Origin of the sequence: Aerosakkonema funiforme FACHB-1375 (genome assembly GCF_014696265.1) — a bacterium.
Lineage (GTDB): Bacteria > Cyanobacteriota > Cyanobacteriia > Cyanobacteriales > Aerosakkonemataceae > Aerosakkonema > Aerosakkonema funiforme_A.
Window position 1 is genome coordinate 13776 of sequence record NZ_JACJPW010000064.1, and the last position, 16138, is coordinate 29913.

The 16138-nt window shown below is 46.7% G+C and carries 13 protein-coding genes; 6 read left to right on the forward strand and 7 right to left on the reverse strand.

Going from position 1 to position 16138, the window contains the following annotated elements:
* Positions 1-284: 284 nt before the first annotated feature.
* The 3 genes from H6G03_RS22580 to H6G03_RS37570 all read right to left on the reverse strand — a co-directional run bounded on the left by H6G03_RS22580 (position 285) and on the right by H6G03_RS37570 (position 6209).
* Positions 285-977, reverse strand: coding sequence for a sugar transferase (locus H6G03_RS22580; RefSeq protein ID WP_190468820.1), 693 nt, complete (start codon positions 975-977; stop codon positions 285-287).
* A gap of 185 nt (positions 978-1162) precedes the next feature.
* Positions 1163-5047: a hypothetical protein gene (locus tag H6G03_RS22585; RefSeq protein ID WP_190468822.1), complete on the reverse strand. Its 3885-nt coding sequence runs from the start codon at positions 5045-5047 to the stop codon at positions 1163-1165.
* A gap of 1021 nt (positions 5048-6068) precedes the next feature.
* The gene (locus H6G03_RS37570) at positions 6069-6209 is read right to left on the reverse strand and encodes a hypothetical protein (RefSeq protein WP_191056005.1); all 141 of its coding nucleotides are present in this window, start codon (positions 6207-6209) and stop codon (positions 6069-6071) included.
* A gap of 145 nt (positions 6210-6354) precedes the next feature.
* On the opposite strand from H6G03_RS37570, the gene H6G03_RS22590 reads away from it, so the two are divergent.
* From H6G03_RS22590 to cobT, 4 genes are all read left to right on the forward strand, one after another.
* Positions 6355-7068, forward strand: coding sequence for a Crp/Fnr family transcriptional regulator (locus tag H6G03_RS22590; protein ID WP_190468826.1), 714 nt, complete (start codon positions 6355-6357; stop codon positions 7066-7068).
* A gap of 82 nt (positions 7069-7150) precedes the next feature.
* Entirely contained in the window at positions 7151-7666 is a 516-nt protein-coding gene (locus H6G03_RS22595; protein ID WP_190468829.1) for a universal stress protein, read from the forward strand.
* A 78-nt stretch (positions 7667-7744) separates the two neighbouring features.
* A complete protein-coding gene (locus H6G03_RS22600; protein ID WP_190468832.1) occupies positions 7745-8461 on the forward strand; it encodes a DUF2232 domain-containing protein in 717 nt (238 codons plus the stop codon).
* A gap of 53 nt (positions 8462-8514) precedes the next feature.
* Positions 8515-9675, forward strand: coding sequence for a nicotinate mononucleotide-dependent phosphoribosyltransferase CobT (gene cobT / locus H6G03_RS22605; protein WP_190468835.1), 1161 nt, complete (start codon positions 8515-8517; stop codon positions 9673-9675).
* 25 nt (positions 9676-9700) lie between these two features.
* Here cobT and H6G03_RS22610 read toward each other — a convergent pair whose 3' ends face one another.
* On the reverse strand, positions 9701-10075 hold the full coding sequence (locus H6G03_RS22610) for a hypothetical protein (protein ID WP_190468838.1): 375 nt from the start codon (positions 10073-10075) through the stop codon (positions 9701-9703).
* Between the two features lie 1087 nt (positions 10076-11162).
* Between H6G03_RS22610 and H6G03_RS22615 the strand changes: the two genes are divergently transcribed.
* Complete coding sequence (locus H6G03_RS22615) at positions 11163-12356, forward strand: extracellular solute-binding protein (protein WP_190468841.1); 1194 nt, start codon at positions 11163-11165, stop codon at positions 12354-12356.
* Positions 12357-12866: 510 nt separating this feature from the next.
* Here the strand turns inward: H6G03_RS22615 and H6G03_RS22620 are convergent.
* From H6G03_RS22620 to H6G03_RS22630, 3 genes are all read right to left on the reverse strand, one after another.
* Positions 12867-13361 (reverse strand): hypothetical protein, encoded by a 495-nt coding sequence (locus H6G03_RS22620; protein ID WP_190468844.1) that lies wholly within the window; start codon positions 13359-13361, stop codon positions 12867-12869.
* Between the two features lie 8 nt (positions 13362-13369).
* The gene (locus H6G03_RS22625; RefSeq protein WP_190468849.1) at positions 13370-14494 is read right to left on the reverse strand and encodes an aldo/keto reductase; all 1125 of its coding nucleotides are present in this window, start codon (positions 14492-14494) and stop codon (positions 13370-13372) included.
* A 118-nt stretch (positions 14495-14612) separates the two neighbouring features.
* Complete coding sequence (locus H6G03_RS22630) at positions 14613-15116, reverse strand: bifunctional nuclease family protein (RefSeq protein ID WP_190468852.1); 504 nt, start codon at positions 15114-15116, stop codon at positions 14613-14615.
* Positions 15117-15444: 328 nt separating this feature from the next.
* On the opposite strand from H6G03_RS22630, the gene ribE reads away from it, so the two are divergent.
* Positions 15445-16113, forward strand: a complete 669-nt coding sequence (ribE, locus tag H6G03_RS22635) for a riboflavin synthase (protein ID WP_190468855.1) — start codon at positions 15445-15447, stop codon at positions 16111-16113.
* Positions 16114-16138 lie beyond the last annotated feature (25 nt).

Sequence of the window (16138 nt, forward strand, 5' to 3'; positions counted from 1 at the left end):
TTACTGGTTGGCTTAAATATATCAAAATTTTTTTTCAGGCTGCGATCGCAACCTGAATCTGAAAGTGCCCCTCTCCCTGTCTTTAGGATTGACTTTTAGGACTGACCATGATTTAAAGACTCTGGCATTCCGGCGAAAGTTACTTCAGCATAACTGGTCAGCGACAGAGGAATTTCGCGACTCATCAGACCTCATCCCTCTTGGGATTAGGCATTTATTATCTCAAAATATAGGAACTATTTAACTCAAATGCAATAGTGCGATAAGTAGCTATCTTTAAAACCTTAGCAAGCCCCACTTTTACTCAAAACCACCTGGATGGTTTTCAGAATCAGGTTGATGTCGTATGGAATCGACCACTTGCGTTGGTAGTCCACATCCATCCGCACGATTTCTTCAAAATCTTTGACTGTGGAACGACCGTTAGCCTGCCATTCGCCAGTTATACCGGGCTTGACCCGCAACCGCTCCCAATGGTGGCTTTCGTATTTGAGGACTTCATCTACTGTGGGGGGACGAGTTCCCACTAAGCTCATATCCCCCACCAACACATTCCAGAATTGGGGTAATTCGTCTAAGCTTGTACGACGCAAGAATCTACCAACGCGGGTGATGCGAGGGTCGTTCTCATTTTTAAAGATCTGACCGTTTGCTTGGTTTTCTACCGCATCTTTCATCCGCTCGGCATTAATGACCATTGACCGGAATTTCCAAATGCGGAACAGGCGACCGTTCAAACCGCAGCGCATTTGGCTGTATAAAATTGGGCCCGGACTGTCCAGTTGTGTAGCGATCGCGACAGGAATGGCCACAACAGCAGCGATACCCAATCCCACTACAGATCCGACAAGATCGATCGCGCGTTTGGCTTTGCTTCTGACAGAAGGATGCAGCGATTTTCTAGCAAAACTGAGTTTGTATCGAGGATTGAGAGAAGATTTGATGGAGAAAGCACCGGATAAGTCAGATGTAATCATTGCAGTTCCCAGTCAGTCAAGAGTAGGTCAATGAGCTTAAACGCAATATAACCTCGCTCTGTGCCGTCGAGAGGAGTAAGAGTACTGACTTTACGGAATCTTTGTAGTATTAACTTGCTTTTTAAAGTTTTAGTATTTTCACCTAAATGGGTGTGTTGTTTTATATCTGCTGTAGTCAAACGTAATTAAGTATCGGTGTTGTCTGTTGGTGCTAACCAATAAACAGCGTAAGGTTCCTCTAATTTTTGGTGAGTTTGCTCCAGCAGTGCCTTCAAATATAGACGCAAGCGATCGCCTTGTTCGGAATTTAACCAATAGGTGTGATTATCTTCTTTATAAAAGAGTTTCCTAGCTGTAAGCGCCTGATATACAGGATTTTGCCACGATTCCTGAGTGAGCAAGTCTGCATCCATTAGAGAAGGAACAACACCGATGGGAAGCTCTCCCTCCAGAAGAGCCAAAAGGCGTCCTTGGCAAGCTTGAGTATTAATACCCCTACGTTCCAGCAGCTGAAAAATTCTCCCGACAGGAAGCGGTTTTTCTCCAAATACGCGCAGAAGTTCTGCCAGTAGAAAGTACTCGCTGTACTGTTGCTTGAATCGATCGAATACTTGGGTATACAGAGGCAAGGATGCCAATCCCAACGCCACTCTTCCAGAATGATTAACTCGATTTTTTATGCCTCCGCCTTCATCCTTAATTAAAGTGGCATTGGGGAGTTTTTGACGCAGCCAGTCGGTTACGCTGGGTAACAAAGCTGTGCCACCAGTACAAATCACTTGCTCGATCGCTTCTACAGGTATTCCCAGCACAGCAAGCAAAGTGTTCAATTCTCGATTCAGGCGTTGAATAAAAGGGGCAAAAACGCGGTTTTCCAAGTCTTGTCGCCGCAAAACCCAACGGTTTTCGCCAATTTCTAAAGTAAAGCTTTCTTGATGTAGCAATACGTGCTTTGCATATTGTGCCGATGCCAATAAATTTTTCCCAAATGGAGTACTCTCCAATCTTTGTTGCCACAGGTAACGAGTTGGCAAATCGGGCTCTCCCGCCAGCGGCAAGTCTAAATTTTTACTAAGTAATGACTCTGGAATGCTGAGTAAAGAAATTGTCTCAGGATTCAAAAGCAATTGGCAGATAATATCTTGGTCTAGATAAGAGCCTGCATAAGGAAAACTACGGAGTGTGAAGTCAGCATAAGTTAAATCTTCGATATTCTTGGGTAAATCCACTAAAGCGAGTTCGGTAGTAATTGCCCCAGTGTGGAGTATGACTGTGCTACCCCGCCAAGTTAGTTTTCTATTTATCTGCTGTCTGGAATCATTTGTGGATGGCAACTCGCTCTTTTCATCTCCCTCCGTGTACGGGGAGTTCGATAGTGCTGCCAGGAATGTGGCGATCGCTTCCTCAACAAAACAAATACGATCCGGAGATGACACCAATCCAGCACCCAAAATGCTTTCCCGCACGTTAAAGCGGTATGCTTCCGACCACTCGGCGGGACAGCTGACGATCGTCCCTGCTAGCTGACTGAGTGCGGAATGCAGGGTTTCTTCCTCCAAACCAATGGCGGCGATCGTATATCGAGAATTAACATCCAAAAATGAATTGCCCTCTCGTAATTCCAAATTTAAGATTTCCGGTTCGAGATGGGAATCCCTATTTGGGATCTGTAATTCCCGATCTTCTCCTACTTCATTTTTGGTAGGATTGAGGGTAGTTAACAATGCTTGCAGCGCTTGCTTCGCCTGCCAAAGGGGAACCCTGTCTCTGGAAGAAATCTGCAAAACAGGCTCCCATCTATCGCTTTGGGCGCAATAGTAGGGCAGACCGATTTTTAACAATGGCTTAAAGTTCCGCAGCAATATGCCGCTATCATCAACCGCCGCAGGCAAACGAAAGGTTTGTTCGCTTGTATCCGACTGTCCTGCGGGTGACCAGGCAATCTGATAGATCTGGCGGGTTAAGCGATTCAACAAAGTCGCAGAAAGTCCTGTTGTCCCGAAATCAATTCCCAAGTACCAGATGGGAGGAGGAGAAGGAGGTAGTGGCGGAAGGGGTGTAGGGGTGAATGAGGATGGCTTAGAAAAGGGAATGCGAGGCGGCGGGGTGAGTTTTTGCCAAAAATTGATTGTTTCTGCCTTTTCTTCCAGATCCGCTTCGTCAAGGTTCCCTTCATTTCCTCGATCGAAAGTCGCGAGCGTTGAGATGTCTTGTTCGTCTTGTTCTTGTTCTACTTTTCTACTTTCCCAATCTTCACCTAAAGTCAGTTCTGCTGCGTTCGCTACTTTTTTTTTTACTTCTTCTTCTTGGTTCGGCCTCGATAATGAGGGTTGAGCTATTTGCGAATCTGGTTCGGCTACAGGTAATTTGAGATCTGTTTCGAGAGATTCGCCAAAAAGGTCGTCAAATTCGGCCAAAATTTCTTCTGGAATCGTACAAGGTATTTCTTCTGCCCCAACTGCGCCATATTTATCCTCTGTTTGGGGCGTGAGATCTTCAATTTCTCGATCGTCGCTGGAAGAGTTTGCTGTTTCGTCAATGTTTAGTAAGACTGCTTCTGTTTGCGAACCAGTTTCCTGTTCCACAGGAGCATCTTCGTCTTTATTGTCGCTGCTGGCAACTCGGTTAGCTGAAGCTGTAGCTTTTGGTTGTGTTGTTTCGATCGCGCTTTGCTCCGAATTATCCCGACGCTGCAAAATATCGCTTTCTTCTTGAACGTGTGGTGAATCGAGTCCCTCCAAACCGGAAAGATCCTGGCTCAACTGCTCCAACATATTCTTTCCGACCCAAAGATCGACATTGGACTTCCCCTCTAACCGATCTGTTGACAGCAAATCTTCTTCTGGTGATGCTGGTAAGTAGCTTTCTGCTTCTGTATCGCCAGATTTAAGAACGCTTTCGCCAATCTCCTCGATCGATATCGCCTCGCTGAGCAATTCATCTTCCAGAGAGTCCGATCCTAGCAAACGTGCCGTTTCGTCTATTAAATCGGTCAGAGCTGCTATTGTGTCCGTGCTTTCCCATCCGCTCGTTTCCCCAGTTCCCTCTCCTGAGTGTTGGGGAAAAGAAACAATGTCTGCCGATTCCAAATCTACCAGTTGCCGATCGTCTGCCGCAGCGATGCGATCGCGTTCATCTGTCGATCGCATTTCCCGACCGAAATCTGGTTCCTCTTGTACTATTTCATACCTGTTTGCTGCTGCGGGGGCAACTTCCCGATCCTGCGGTGCATCTTCAATACGGCAGGCTGGTGGTGAGCTTTCGACGATATCTAGAATGTTGAAATCTGAATTTACCGAGTCGCTTTCTTTGCTTGCCGACTCGTCAGTATTTGCTTCCTCAGCTTGTTGCTTTGCCTGAATCGATCTCTCCCACTGCTGTATATTTGGTTTCACTAACTCAGCACCCGCATATGGTAACGGTAGATCTTCTCCGCTGAGGATGTTTGGTATTTGAGGAGATATTATTTGGTTTGCTGTTGGCTGTGCTTCCTCGTCTGACAAAAGTTTACTCTGCTGAATCGGCAAGCTTGTTTCCGTCTCCAACAGCAATTCCGAAGTTTTCTGTTTTAACTCTGCTTGCTGTTGGGAAAGATAATTTTGTCGCTCTTGTTCGAGCTGCTCTACTTCTGCTCTGAGAGCTTGGCGTTTTTGCTGTAAGACTTCTAAGTCTGCTTGGCACTGTTGAGTCAACTCGGTCAGAATTTTGGCGCGTTCGTAGAAGGTTCGCAGGTAAGCCATTTCTTCTACAACTGCTTGCAAAATTTCTTGTGGCGTCTTTTTTTGAGTTGAGTCGATTGCCAGAGACTCAAGGCGATCGACTGATGGAGCCTGTACCAATGCCATTTCACCTGCCAATGGCAATTCTGTGGTTTGGCTTATCTCAACTTGGCTTGTGGAGGCAAATTCTTGCTGGAGCATATCCAGGCTGTTGCGAACTCGTTCTAAAACGCGACGCCGATCGGCCTCTTCTCCAGATTTAAACCAACCCAGGCCGGATTTTTTGCTTTTGCCAAGTACGTTATCAATTTCTGCGATCAGTGCCCGAATTCGATCCGTGTGAAACTTCACGGTGAAACCGCTCCTTTAAATTCCTTGAAGAACGGGGCTTGAATCCCTGGTCAAGAGGCAATCCTGTTTTGCGCGAGCTTGTCGATCTCTCCCGACTCACCTAACAGACTGAGTTCCATTTTGCCGCGAGCGGCGACCGTCGTTTTTGAGGAACCGATACTATTGTAGGTTTCCTCTGGGATTCTCTGGTATCCCAAATCCGGGTTAGCTACCCCCTTTTTGGCCTCAAAGTTACTCCTTCGCCAACTCCCTCACTTCCCCGCTCCTCCACTCCCGCTACAATAACGGGGGTAATTGAAGCAGATTTGGTATGACTGAGGGAACTAATCGATATAAGCCCACAACTTAACCATATAAGCATAACAGAAATTTAACTTTAGGCTAAATATCTGTCGAGCTATTAGAAAATATTTGCGGCTCGAACAGCTAAAACCAAAAAGCCAACCCACATCTGAGTGCGATCGCTAGAGATCGTATCTTTAGCATAAATTTGCGATCGAGTTGTGTAATCGCTGTCTTTGGAAATTCCTCGTGGGAACTTTAGAGAAGAAAAAATCTTTATTGTTAGCTAGATAAAGATTTTTTGTTAAGTAATTTTCATTCTACCAGCAATTAGCGTATTCATGGATACTCAAAAGTTACGCAACCCCTCAGCAGCACCCAAAGCCAGACCAAACGCTCTGAGGTAGGAGACACAAAAGCAGTTAAAATTAAACATCTCACGCTCTTCAACTCTTAAGCTGATGGGCAATCCTCACACCTAAAAGCTCGTCCTTGAGGTGTGCTCGATCTGACATGGAGGTTTCTTGCTTGGCCACTCTAGGGAAATCGTCAAACTGACACTCCCGTCGTGCTGGACAAAGTGTATGCTAGGAAATGCAAGAATAGACAGCCAAATTAAAATTAACGGCTGCTTGGTTTCTCTGGAGGTTAGACCGTGCCTTCCACTTACGCTCTGTAAAGTTTGGTATGGCCACAAGATTAAACGTATTAGGTGCTATCTTTAGCCATAAGTCCCCAACTAAGTGTGGGGCAAAAGCCTGGACTGCGAGCGATGCTTGCCAATGGGTGTATGGGCAGTACCTTTAGTTCGATCGCCAACCCGATTCTTGTAGCGAGTGTCAAGTGCCACCGTCAACTGCTCCAGGAACAGCTCTATCAAGATAAGCTTCCGTGGTCTATTATTTATGATCGTTCCGCATTACTGGCATAACGATTTGTTTTAAAACAATCAGCCAGTTTCAATCCAGTGGGCCTCTGTCGATCCCAGTAAATTTAATAAATACTGTTAATCACACAATGGCCTCATGCAAGACCGACTCCCTCCTCACGAAACGAATACAAATACAAATGTGAATACACTAATTCGCTCTACTCCTTTCTTTACAGGTTTACCAGAAGCGGCTGTGGAAAAAGCAACAGCCCACCTCGTCACGCGCAACCATCCAGCAAATCAGGTGATCCTGCTGGAGAACGATTGGGGTAGTTCGGTTTACTTTATATTGGAGGGTTGGGTGAAGATTCGCACCTATAACCTAGATGGTAAAGAAGTAACGCTGAACATTTTGGGCAAGGGAGAAATTTTTGGTGAAATGGCGGCACTTGATGAAGTGCCCAGATCTACAGATGTGATTACCTTAGCTCCCACAGTGATCGGTAACCTGCCCGCTCAGGATTTTGTCAATTTGATTTATACGGAGCCGATGGCGGGAGTCCGTCTGGCGCAGCTGATGGGACGCCGCTTGCGTCAAGTCAATCGCCGACTGCGCTTGCGGGAATCCGATAGTATGTCGCGGGTGGCAGATACTTTACTGTTTTTAGCAGATGGGCAAGGTAAGCGCACTTCGGAAGGTACGGAAATTCCCAATTTACCCCATCGCGAACTGAGCAGTTTGAGCGGACTGGCACGGGAGACAGTAACGCGAGTGCTGACTAAGCTGGAAAAGAAAGCTTTGATCAAGCGCGAGCAGGATACCCTTCGCATCCCGGATGTGAATGCCCTAGAACGCTTGATAATTTAACGTAATGCAACAAAAATAAGGCAAAAGCTCTTCTATGCGCTAGTTTGAAAGTGAAAGAGTTTCGAGAACGAGGGAGGTCTAGATGGGGTTCAAAAAAATCCTTGTGGCACTAGACTACTCGCCTTTAGGCAGGGCCGTTTTCGATCGCGCCCTGGAGTTAGCACAAGCAACTGGTGCTAGTTTAAGGCTTTTGCATTGTATGACGAACGACACGATCGCCGAGCCGATCGGGCCTATTCCCGTAGAAATGGGTTTTTACCCAGAGTTTGCAGGTTACTCCTATCGCGCTCAACCGCAACTGACAGAAAAGCGTTTGGAAGAAGCGCAGATTATGCTGCAAAACTTCTGCCAAACTGCTCAGAAGCAGGGAGTGACGGCTGATTTTGATTGTCAAATTGGGGAAGCCAGTCAGTCTATATGTAAAGCCGCTCAAAACTGGGGAGCAGATTTGTTAGTGCTGGGACGGCGGGGTCGAACTGGATTGACAGAAGCTTTAATGGGAAGTGTGAGCAATTACGTAATGCACCACGCTCCCTGTTCGGTTTTGGTAATTCAATCTGTAGATATAGGAGCGGATGACGGCTCTGCTTTAGAGTGAGTACGGAGTAAGGATGAACGACAGGGGACTGGAGAGCGAAAAAAATACAAAGTCAAACTTTTGCACGAGAAGATCGTAATGAGTGAATCTTTTGAAGAAAGCCCAGAATCTGCTGCAAACGAGCCGATCGCTTCTTCTACTTCCAGTCCCGATTTGTCCGAACCAAAGGTGCGGGCCGAGGCTCCCTTAGCGCTTGTAGAAACGGCTTTTTTAGCCAGTACTGCCAGTCTGATTTGGCTAGTGAATTACTATTTTCCCCTTGGCCCCCTATTGCGGATCTTTTTTTCGGTGCCGATCGCACTGGTTTACCTGCGCTGGGGCAATCGAGCCGCTTGGATGGGAGCTTTGGTTTCTGGATTGCTGCTGTCTGTTCTGATGGGGCCACCGCGCAGCATTCAGTTTTTCATGCCCTATGGGTTGTTGGGCGTGCTGCTGGGAGCTTGTTGGCGACGCCAAACTAGCTGGGCGGTATCCATTAGCTTGGGTACGCTTTTGGGAAGCATTGGATTCTTTTTTCGGTTTTGGTTGCTTTCCATCCTATTGGGTGAAGACGTCTGGGTGTACATCATCACTCAAGTGACACAGATGTTGGAGTGGGTATTTGTGAAGCTTGGGTTACTGATCGAGCCGAGTTTGCTGGTAATTCAGGCGATCGCCGTTGGGATGGTGCTTCTGAGTAACTTGGTTTACCTGTTCGTCGTGCATCTGGCTGCATGGCTACTTTTGGAACGCCTGGGCAATCCAATTCCTCAGCCTCCAAATTGGGTACAAGTGCTGGTGGATTACGATGACTAAGGCAGATCTGAGGGGCAGAGGGGATGAGCGGGGAGAAAATTATCACGCATCCGATGATAAAGATTTACACACAAGCGGAACAAGGCCATCGGTGGTTGCAACAATATCAGGGTCGTCAGCCTGTATTTGCTTGTGTGTTGGGATTTACGGAAACCGGCCTGATCGAGGGGATTTCTGCGGCGGGTCGGACACCGCACGATCGCCAATTTACAGCGATCGCAGATGCGGAATTTTTGTATAGCGGCCCTGCGCCAGATCCGAAATACCCTTTACCGCCACTGCACGCGGGTGCCTCACCGGTACTCATATCCCGTGCGGTGGTGGAGGCACTTTCACTACCACTTTATTTATTCAATGCTGGTTTGCCCCAACCTCCATCCGTACCGACGATCGATTTAGGCGGTGCTTGGGCTCGCTGTTTAACTTCGGGCAACGCCTTAGAAATGGCAAAAGTGCGCCATTTGTTCGATTTGGGGTTAATTTGGGGGGAAAAGTTAGCGGCTGTATCTAGTGAGGGCTTAATTGTTATCGGCGAGTGCGTGGTGGGGGGAACTACCACCGCACTCGCTGTTTTAACCGGTTTGGGCATTTCCGCTGCCGGGAAAGTCAACAGCAGCCATGTTACTTGCAATCATGCCCAAAAGTGGGCGCTGGTGCAGACTGGGTTAGAACGCGCTGGTTTTTGGCGTCCCGGAGAGTGGCAGATTGCCACTTCGGCAGAAATCCAAAATCCAAAATCCAAAATCCGAAATCCAAAATCCCCAGATCCCCTACAAGTTGTTGCTGCCGTGGGAGACCCCATGCAAGTTGCGGTAGCTGGGATCGCTCTAGCTGCCAGTTGCACCAGTGGCGTCATGCTTGCCGGTGGAACCCAAATGCTGGCTGTCTATGCTTTAATTCAGGCTATAGCGAAAGAATATTCTTTAGCTTGGAAACCAGAAAATATAGTTGTGGGAACGACCCGTTGGGTGGTAGATGACTCCAGCGGCGACACGGTTGGATTAGCGCAAATGGTTGGCTCGGTGCCCTTGCTGGCGACTCAGCTGAGTTTTGCCACTTCTCGTTACGTCCAATTGCAGGCTTACGAACAAGGCTACGTTAAAGAAGGTATGGGAGCCGGTGGTTGTGCGATCGCGGCTCATCTATACGCAGGTTGGAACCAAACTGAACTTCTTCAGGCCGTTGAAGCATTGGTAGAGCGCTACTGCGCCTAATAATCGAGCAGCACGGTTTGCTTTTTTAATGTACTCTTTGCGCCAGCAACTGTTCTTCTAGGGCCGCAATGCGATTGTAAGCTGCTGTTAGCTGTGCCGTTAGTCGCTGAATTTGAATTTCTGGTGCCAACTCTTTTTCGCGGTTATGAGAACCCGTGTCTACATAGCCAGTATCTGCCAGCACATCCTTGTGTGCCAGCGCCGCATCTACTTTGGTACTGCCTCTATATGAATAACGGATATCGTTGAGCTTCCAGCTTGAGGTATCCGCGAGCGCACCTGATGTCTGCCTTGTTTGTGATAAAACTTCCGAGAGCTGCTTACTCAGATCCTCTACCATTTGGTAGAGGGCATCGACTTTGTTATTCACGGCGATGACTTGATTTCGTATAGATTCCATTCCAATCCCCTATTTTCCTAGTTTATTATTTCATCCTACGCAACAACGAGTTTAACTTTCTCTAACAATAGAATCATTTAATTTTTGATGCAGACTAGCTGAACAAACACTTCTATACATTGTCAAAAAACTTCAAGTTATATGGCTTGGCTGAATAAAAATACATTTCTACACGTTCTCTATTAAGAATTATGGCGCGGATGGATGTTTGCTTTGGCATAAATTTGACTTTCCAAGCTATATGCAGGGTAAACATAAACCAGACTGAAGAAGGTGTTATAAGCTCAAGGAAGAGATTGCCTACAAAGAGAAAAAATGCTTTCAAGAGCGGACAAGGCAAAGAATACTCATCCCCTCTTATACAAAGCTTGTACGCAAACTCTTCCATAAACGAATGGTTGTAGAATAGGAGATTACTTAGCAAATCGATCCCAATTTTAGCTTATTGCTAGGGCTTGCAGCTGCCGACTCCGATCGAATGTTCGTGGTGAACATTACTATACAGAAAAAAGAAGATCTGTCTACTCGCAAAGTTACATTTTTGAGCCCAACCCTATGTTAAATCTATTTAAATAGGTTCGCCAAGCTAAATAAAGCACAAATACCTAAATTCTCTCTCTGCCGATTGCGCGGTTGAGATCGCGCTGGAATAGATAGCAGACCGGGCAAAATCTGGTAATTTATAAAAGCAAATAAATTTTTCCTCAAAATATAACAGTCACTGACAGTCTTTCATGAAAAAAAAATGTACAAGTGAGAAAAGTTTCCGGACTGCGCCGCCACGAGGAAAAAACACTAGGCTCTTCCGTACATAGTGTGATAAGGAAAGCTAATTGGTTATCCTAATTCTTGCTGCCTAAGCATTTCCATTCCGGATGCCCAATGCCCAATGCCCAAAAAAACCCGTTTTCCACACGAAAAGTACGGAAGTATCATCGAAGTTTTTCCCTCATTAGGCAAAGTGCTGCCCTCATGGGAAAGAATTCGGGGATCGGAGAGAAAAGGTCAAAGAGGCAGATAGCAAGTATCATCGATCTGGTATCGATCGCTTTGATTTAAAATATCAGTCCGAAATCCTGACATTTAGATGAAAAGAAGGTTCTTCATAGTCGGCAGCAGTACCCTGGCTATTTCTGGGCTGCTGTCAGGATGTGGCAGTCAGCAAAAGGCTGTTCTGAAAGTCAGCCTGCTGAAAAATTCTATCCCAGTCCAGCTTTTAAATGAATTTCGTCAAGAGATCCAGCGATCGGCCTCTTTGGATTTGGTAGCCGAAAGCCAGCTGCAATCTTTATTCACCCAACTGCAAAATTGGCAGCAGAAAGCGGAGGCAAGTAACTGGTGGTCAAACCTGCCCCTACCCTTTGGCAAACAAAAGGCGACTGCGGTGGCAGATTTGGTAACATTGGGCGATTACTGGTTAGAACAGGCGATCGCGGAAAAACTGATCCAACCCCTAGACCCAAAACAGCTAAGTCAGTGGCAGCAAGTGCCCCAAGCATGGCAAGAACTGGTGAAGCGGAACGATCGAGGCAAACCAGACCCGAAAGGCAAAATTTGGGGCGCACCTTACCGATGGGGTAGCACGGTAATAGTCTATCGTCGCGATAAATTTGCATCAAAGGGCTGGAAAGCACCTACAGATTGGGCAGATTTGTGGCGAAACGAGTTAGGCGATCGCATTTCCTTACTCGACCAACCGCGAGAAGTTATTGGCTTAACTTTAAAAAAACTCGGTCACTCTTACAACACCGAACAGCTAGATAAAATTCCCAACCTCAAACAAGAACTGCTAACCTTACACAAGCAAGTCAAATTCTACAGTTCCAATGCCTACTTGCAACCCCTGATCTTGGGCGACACCGATTTAGCGGTTGGTTGGTCTAGCGACGTTCTGCCAGTTATACAGCGTTACCGCAACATTGCAGCTGTGGTTCCCCAATCTGGCACCGCACTTTGGACAGACCTGTGGGTGCGTCCTTTGGGTAACAGTTCTAATTTGGATTTGGCGCAAAAGTGGATTGATTTCTGTTGGCAGCCAGAGATTGCTCGTTTGCTGTCTCGCTTTACCCCAGCAGCTTCACCGATATTAGCAGGCAAAAATCCACCCGAATTTTCTAATACAGATAGAAATCAGCTGGTTTTGTCAACTCCGGAAATTATCAAAAAAAGCGAATTTTTACGCCCGCTTTCCGAAAAGGTACGTCAGGAGTATCAATCTTTATGGACGGAAGTTCGTTTTCAGGGCTTAGGCGTTCGGGATAAGGGGCTAGGGGCTGGGTAAAGTTGGGTTTCGCTTCCCTCAACTCAACTTACAAAAAATGGCTGGGGGTTTCTGGGGAGTGCGATCGAAAATTTGATGAACTACTTCGCCCTAAGATGGACGAAGTTTCTAACGCTTCATTTAACAAACTTGCTAAGAAGTCGGAGGCTTCTTTTGTAGAGGTTTATTATCCACGTCTAAAGACGCTAGTTTCACGCCGCCTAAAAACATCTTGCGAAAACTTGTTTACAGGGGACTTATTGTTTCGCCTAGTCCTGTCTTACGGGTGTGCTATCCGAATACTGCCACCAACTGTATTGATAAGGGGTAGACTAGAGCTTCTTACAAAGAAGGAAATTGTCATCCTTGGTAGCAAGCGGGTTCTATTACCGAATGTGCCTCGCTTTAAAGATTTTACATTAGAATTTGGGAAAACCACAAAATAATTGTAATTTTTAGTAGTATCTAACCACTAAAAATTAGCGCTATTCTTACCCACCTTTTAGGAAAGTGCGGACTGTCGCGAGTCATTCAATTTGCAGTTAGAGAGCGTCGAAAGCCCTGCCTGCCAAGGGTGTCGATCAGAAGATTGCAGTTTGCTGGAGTCACCCTGAAATCACACGTATAAGTAGCCAAAACAGTTTGTTGCTGATTGACAACTCGAAGGTTGTAGCCATAACCTCTGGCTACTTGGCCAAAATGATTGACAAATTCATAGCGTTCCAGATAATCGAGCAAAGTCCAAATTTGTCGATCGACAACAAGATCGAGGCGACGCTCATCCCGACAAGCGAACCAAGTGTCCAGTACTTGACCGCCAAACCGTTCGGAAGCCCACCAAAAACTGGGATTGCTCAGATTAATTTGAGAAATGCTATCTTCTGCGATCGCATTTTGGCATCCCCTTTGTGGGCTATTACCAGTCCCAGCAGGCACCGCTTGCGCCAGCAACTGTTGAGGTGATAAGAGGGAAAAGACCAAAGGCAAAAGCGAAAACACAATAGCTCTTTTTCTTTGTACTTTCATAGCTGCTTTCATTGCCAAAGACGCCTACCAGGAGCGCCATTGAGGCGTTGGTGAGTTTCTTTGAGCAGATCGGGGATATTTAACTGTTCCGGACAACGGGGCAGACAGTCCCCGCACGAGGTACAGCGGTTGCCTTTGACACCCCAAAACCAGTGTCCGGCGTTTTCAAACATAGCGTAGCGGTACTTACCGAAGTCTGTCATATTGTAGGCAACAGCAAGATTCCGCAACCGCAAGACTTCCGGAATGTTGATGTTTTCCGGGCATGGAAGGCAGGCATAGCATTGGCTGCACTTGTCCTTTCCCAAAACATCATCTTGATGGGTTTGCAAACGCTCTAAAATCTGCAATTCTAAAGATGTTAGAGGGAAATCTCTGTCTGCAACGCTCAGAGGCTCACTCAGTTCTGCTGGATTAGCGGCACCCAAGCTGAGGGTAGTAATGCGGGGGTCGCTCAACAAAAACCGATAGTTGAGCTCTAGGGGCGACAAAGGATGACATAAATCTTTCAAGGTTGGCGGTGGTGTGTAGAGGCGTCCTCCTTTATCAGCTGGTGATATGATAAATACCCCCATATCTTTTTGGTGAGCCAGTTCGACTGCTGCGGCATTCCGCTGCCAAAAATAGTAATAATGTAGATTGACAAATTCAAATAAATCTGTATTTATAGTTGCCAGAATTAAGTCTAAGGAGCCGTGGGTAGAGAAGCCAACGTGTCGCACCTTACCGTCCCTAACAGCTTCTTGTATAGCTTTTATACAACCGTTCTGTACCCATTCTAAGTGTTCCCACGTATTCAAACCATGAATTGCCAGACAATCTATGGAGTCTAGTTTGAGGTTTTTCAGAGACTGTTCGATCGACCGACTCATAGCGTCCGGGTCAGGTGTGGGTGGAACTTTGGTGGTGATGCAGAGCCGATCGCGCGGCAGCGCCAACCCAGATCTGAGCGCTGCCCCAAGATACTCCTCACTTTTGCCGTATCGGCTAGCGGTTTCCAAGTGATTGATTCCCAATGCCACAGCGTACTGCACAGTTTGCCTGGTAATATACTCTGAGTCCAAGCAACGCATCGTGCCCAGAGAAAACACCGAGAGGTGCAAATTCGTCTTGCCGAACCGTCGATATCGCATCTGCCGATTTTAGATTTTAGATTTTAGATTTTAGATTTTAGATTTTGAGGTTGCCACGGTTAGTCTAGAAACTCAAGCGCGATTCTAGATGAATCCAAAATCCAAAATTATTGTATTTCTAGGCTTCGCCATTACTGAAGCCACCGCGCTGGATAAAATCCTCCGGTCTAATTTTATCGACAAATTCCCGGAAAGCTCTCCTTTCAGCCTCATCAGCTTCTCGATCGACAGGAATAGAAGCATCGGCAACTACTTCTTCCATCACCCAAATGGGAGTGCGAGTGCGAAGGGCGATCGCGATCGCATCGCTGGGACGAGCATCAATCTCTTTTTTGACCTCGCCCTGTCGTACAGTCATAATGGCGTAGAACGTATTGTCTTGTAGCGAATGAATGATAATCCGCTCCAAGGTCATACCCCAAGTTTCTAACAGATTGACAAAAAGGTCGTGGGTGAGGGGCCGAGGAGGGGTTTGGTTTTCCAGGGCACCAATAATTGACTTGGCCTGATCCTGACCGATATAAATTGGCAGAGCCCGTCGGTCTGTCGAATCTTTCAAAAGCACTATTGGGCTGCGTGTGATTGCATCCAGTGCAATTCCAGCGACTTTCATTTCAATCATCGGCTTGGCCTCTAAAATACCTTGGGCAAAGGGTGGTTAAAGTTAAAGGATAAACTGGTACTGGGCAGCTGTGGACAGAGACCGAGTACTTATGTTTCTTAAGACTAAATCGATTGACCGACCGTAGGCAGTCAAGACTCGGTTAAGTCAACCGATGCTATTTAAGTAAGAGGGTCTTTACATCCCAGTATGCCCTGACTTGAAGCCGATTCTAACTAGAGATCCCGCAATTCGCTCGAAAACTTAGACTTTCCCTCTGGGAAAATAGTTGCATCAGCGGGAAAATAAACCAGATTGTGCAAAAAGCGATTTTTTGAGCTAAAAAACGGTGTTTACAGGATTAATCCAAAGTCTAGGAACGATTCATCTGCAAGCAGAAGACAAATTACGGATATATTGCTCTGGCAAGGCAGCAGATCCGATTTTGCAGGATCTGGCGATGGGCGACAGCGTGGCTGTGGATGGGGTTTGCCTGACCGTGGAGGAGATTTTGCCAGCAGGGTTTGTCGCAGATGCTTCGCCGGAAACACTGCGCCGGACGACGTTGGGAGGAAAGATAGAAGAAGATGCTTGGGTAAATCTAGAAACGGCTGTACGGGTAGGCACTAAACTCGGCGGCCATTTTGTCACCGGTCACGTAGATGGTATTGGTTGCCTGCAAACTGTGGAGCTTGCCGGCAATTCCTGGGAGATGAGTTTTACAGCGCCTGAGTCGATCGCCCGTTACATTGTCCTGAAAGGCAGTATTGCCGTCAATGGTATCAGCTTGACCGTGGCAGATTGTAACTCAGCTGGCACTTGGTTTAAAGTGGCTGTGATTCCCCATACCTTTACCCAAACCAATCTCTCCCATCTCAAAATCGGCAGTTGGGTGAATTTAGAAGGAGATATTCTGGGCAAATACATCGAAAAATTGCTGCTTTCCCGTTCCAATGCCGTTTTTGCACATCAAGACGAAATTACACCAGCTTTCTTGAGCGAACACGGTTATCTTTGAGGGGCTAGGGGTTAGCGGCTAGGGG

Excerpts from the sequence above, each read along its gene's own strand:
- H6G03_RS22580 (WP_190468820.1), bottom strand. The coding sequence starts at position 977 with ATGATTACATCTGACTTATCCGGTGCTTTCTCCATCAAATCTTCTCTC.
- H6G03_RS22590 (WP_190468826.1), top strand. The coding sequence starts at position 6,355 with ATGCAAGACCGACTCCCTCCTCACGAAACGAATACAAATACAAATGTG.
- H6G03_RS22595 (WP_190468829.1), top strand. The coding sequence starts at position 7,151 with ATGGGGTTCAAAAAAATCCTTGTGGCACTAGACTACTCGCCTTTAGGC.
- H6G03_RS22600 (WP_190468832.1), top strand. The coding sequence starts at position 7,745 with ATGAGTGAATCTTTTGAAGAAAGCCCAGAATCTGCTGCAAACGAGCCG.
- cobT (WP_190468835.1), top strand. The coding sequence starts at position 8,515 with ATGATAAAGATTTACACACAAGCGGAACAAGGCCATCGGTGGTTGCAA.
- H6G03_RS22610 (WP_190468838.1), bottom strand. The coding sequence starts at position 10,075 with ATGGAATCTATACGAAATCAAGTCATCGCCGTGAATAACAAAGTCGAT.
- H6G03_RS22615 (WP_190468841.1), top strand. The coding sequence starts at position 11,163 with ATGAAAAGAAGGTTCTTCATAGTCGGCAGCAGTACCCTGGCTATTTCT.
- H6G03_RS22620 (WP_190468844.1), bottom strand. The coding sequence starts at position 13,361 with ATGAAAGTACAAAGAAAAAGAGCTATTGTGTTTTCGCTTTTGCCTTTG.
- H6G03_RS22625 (WP_190468849.1), bottom strand. The coding sequence starts at position 14,494 with ATGCGATATCGACGGTTCGGCAAGACGAATTTGCACCTCTCGGTGTTT.
- H6G03_RS22630 (WP_190468852.1), bottom strand. The coding sequence starts at position 15,116 with ATGATTGAAATGAAAGTCGCTGGAATTGCACTGGATGCAATCACACGC.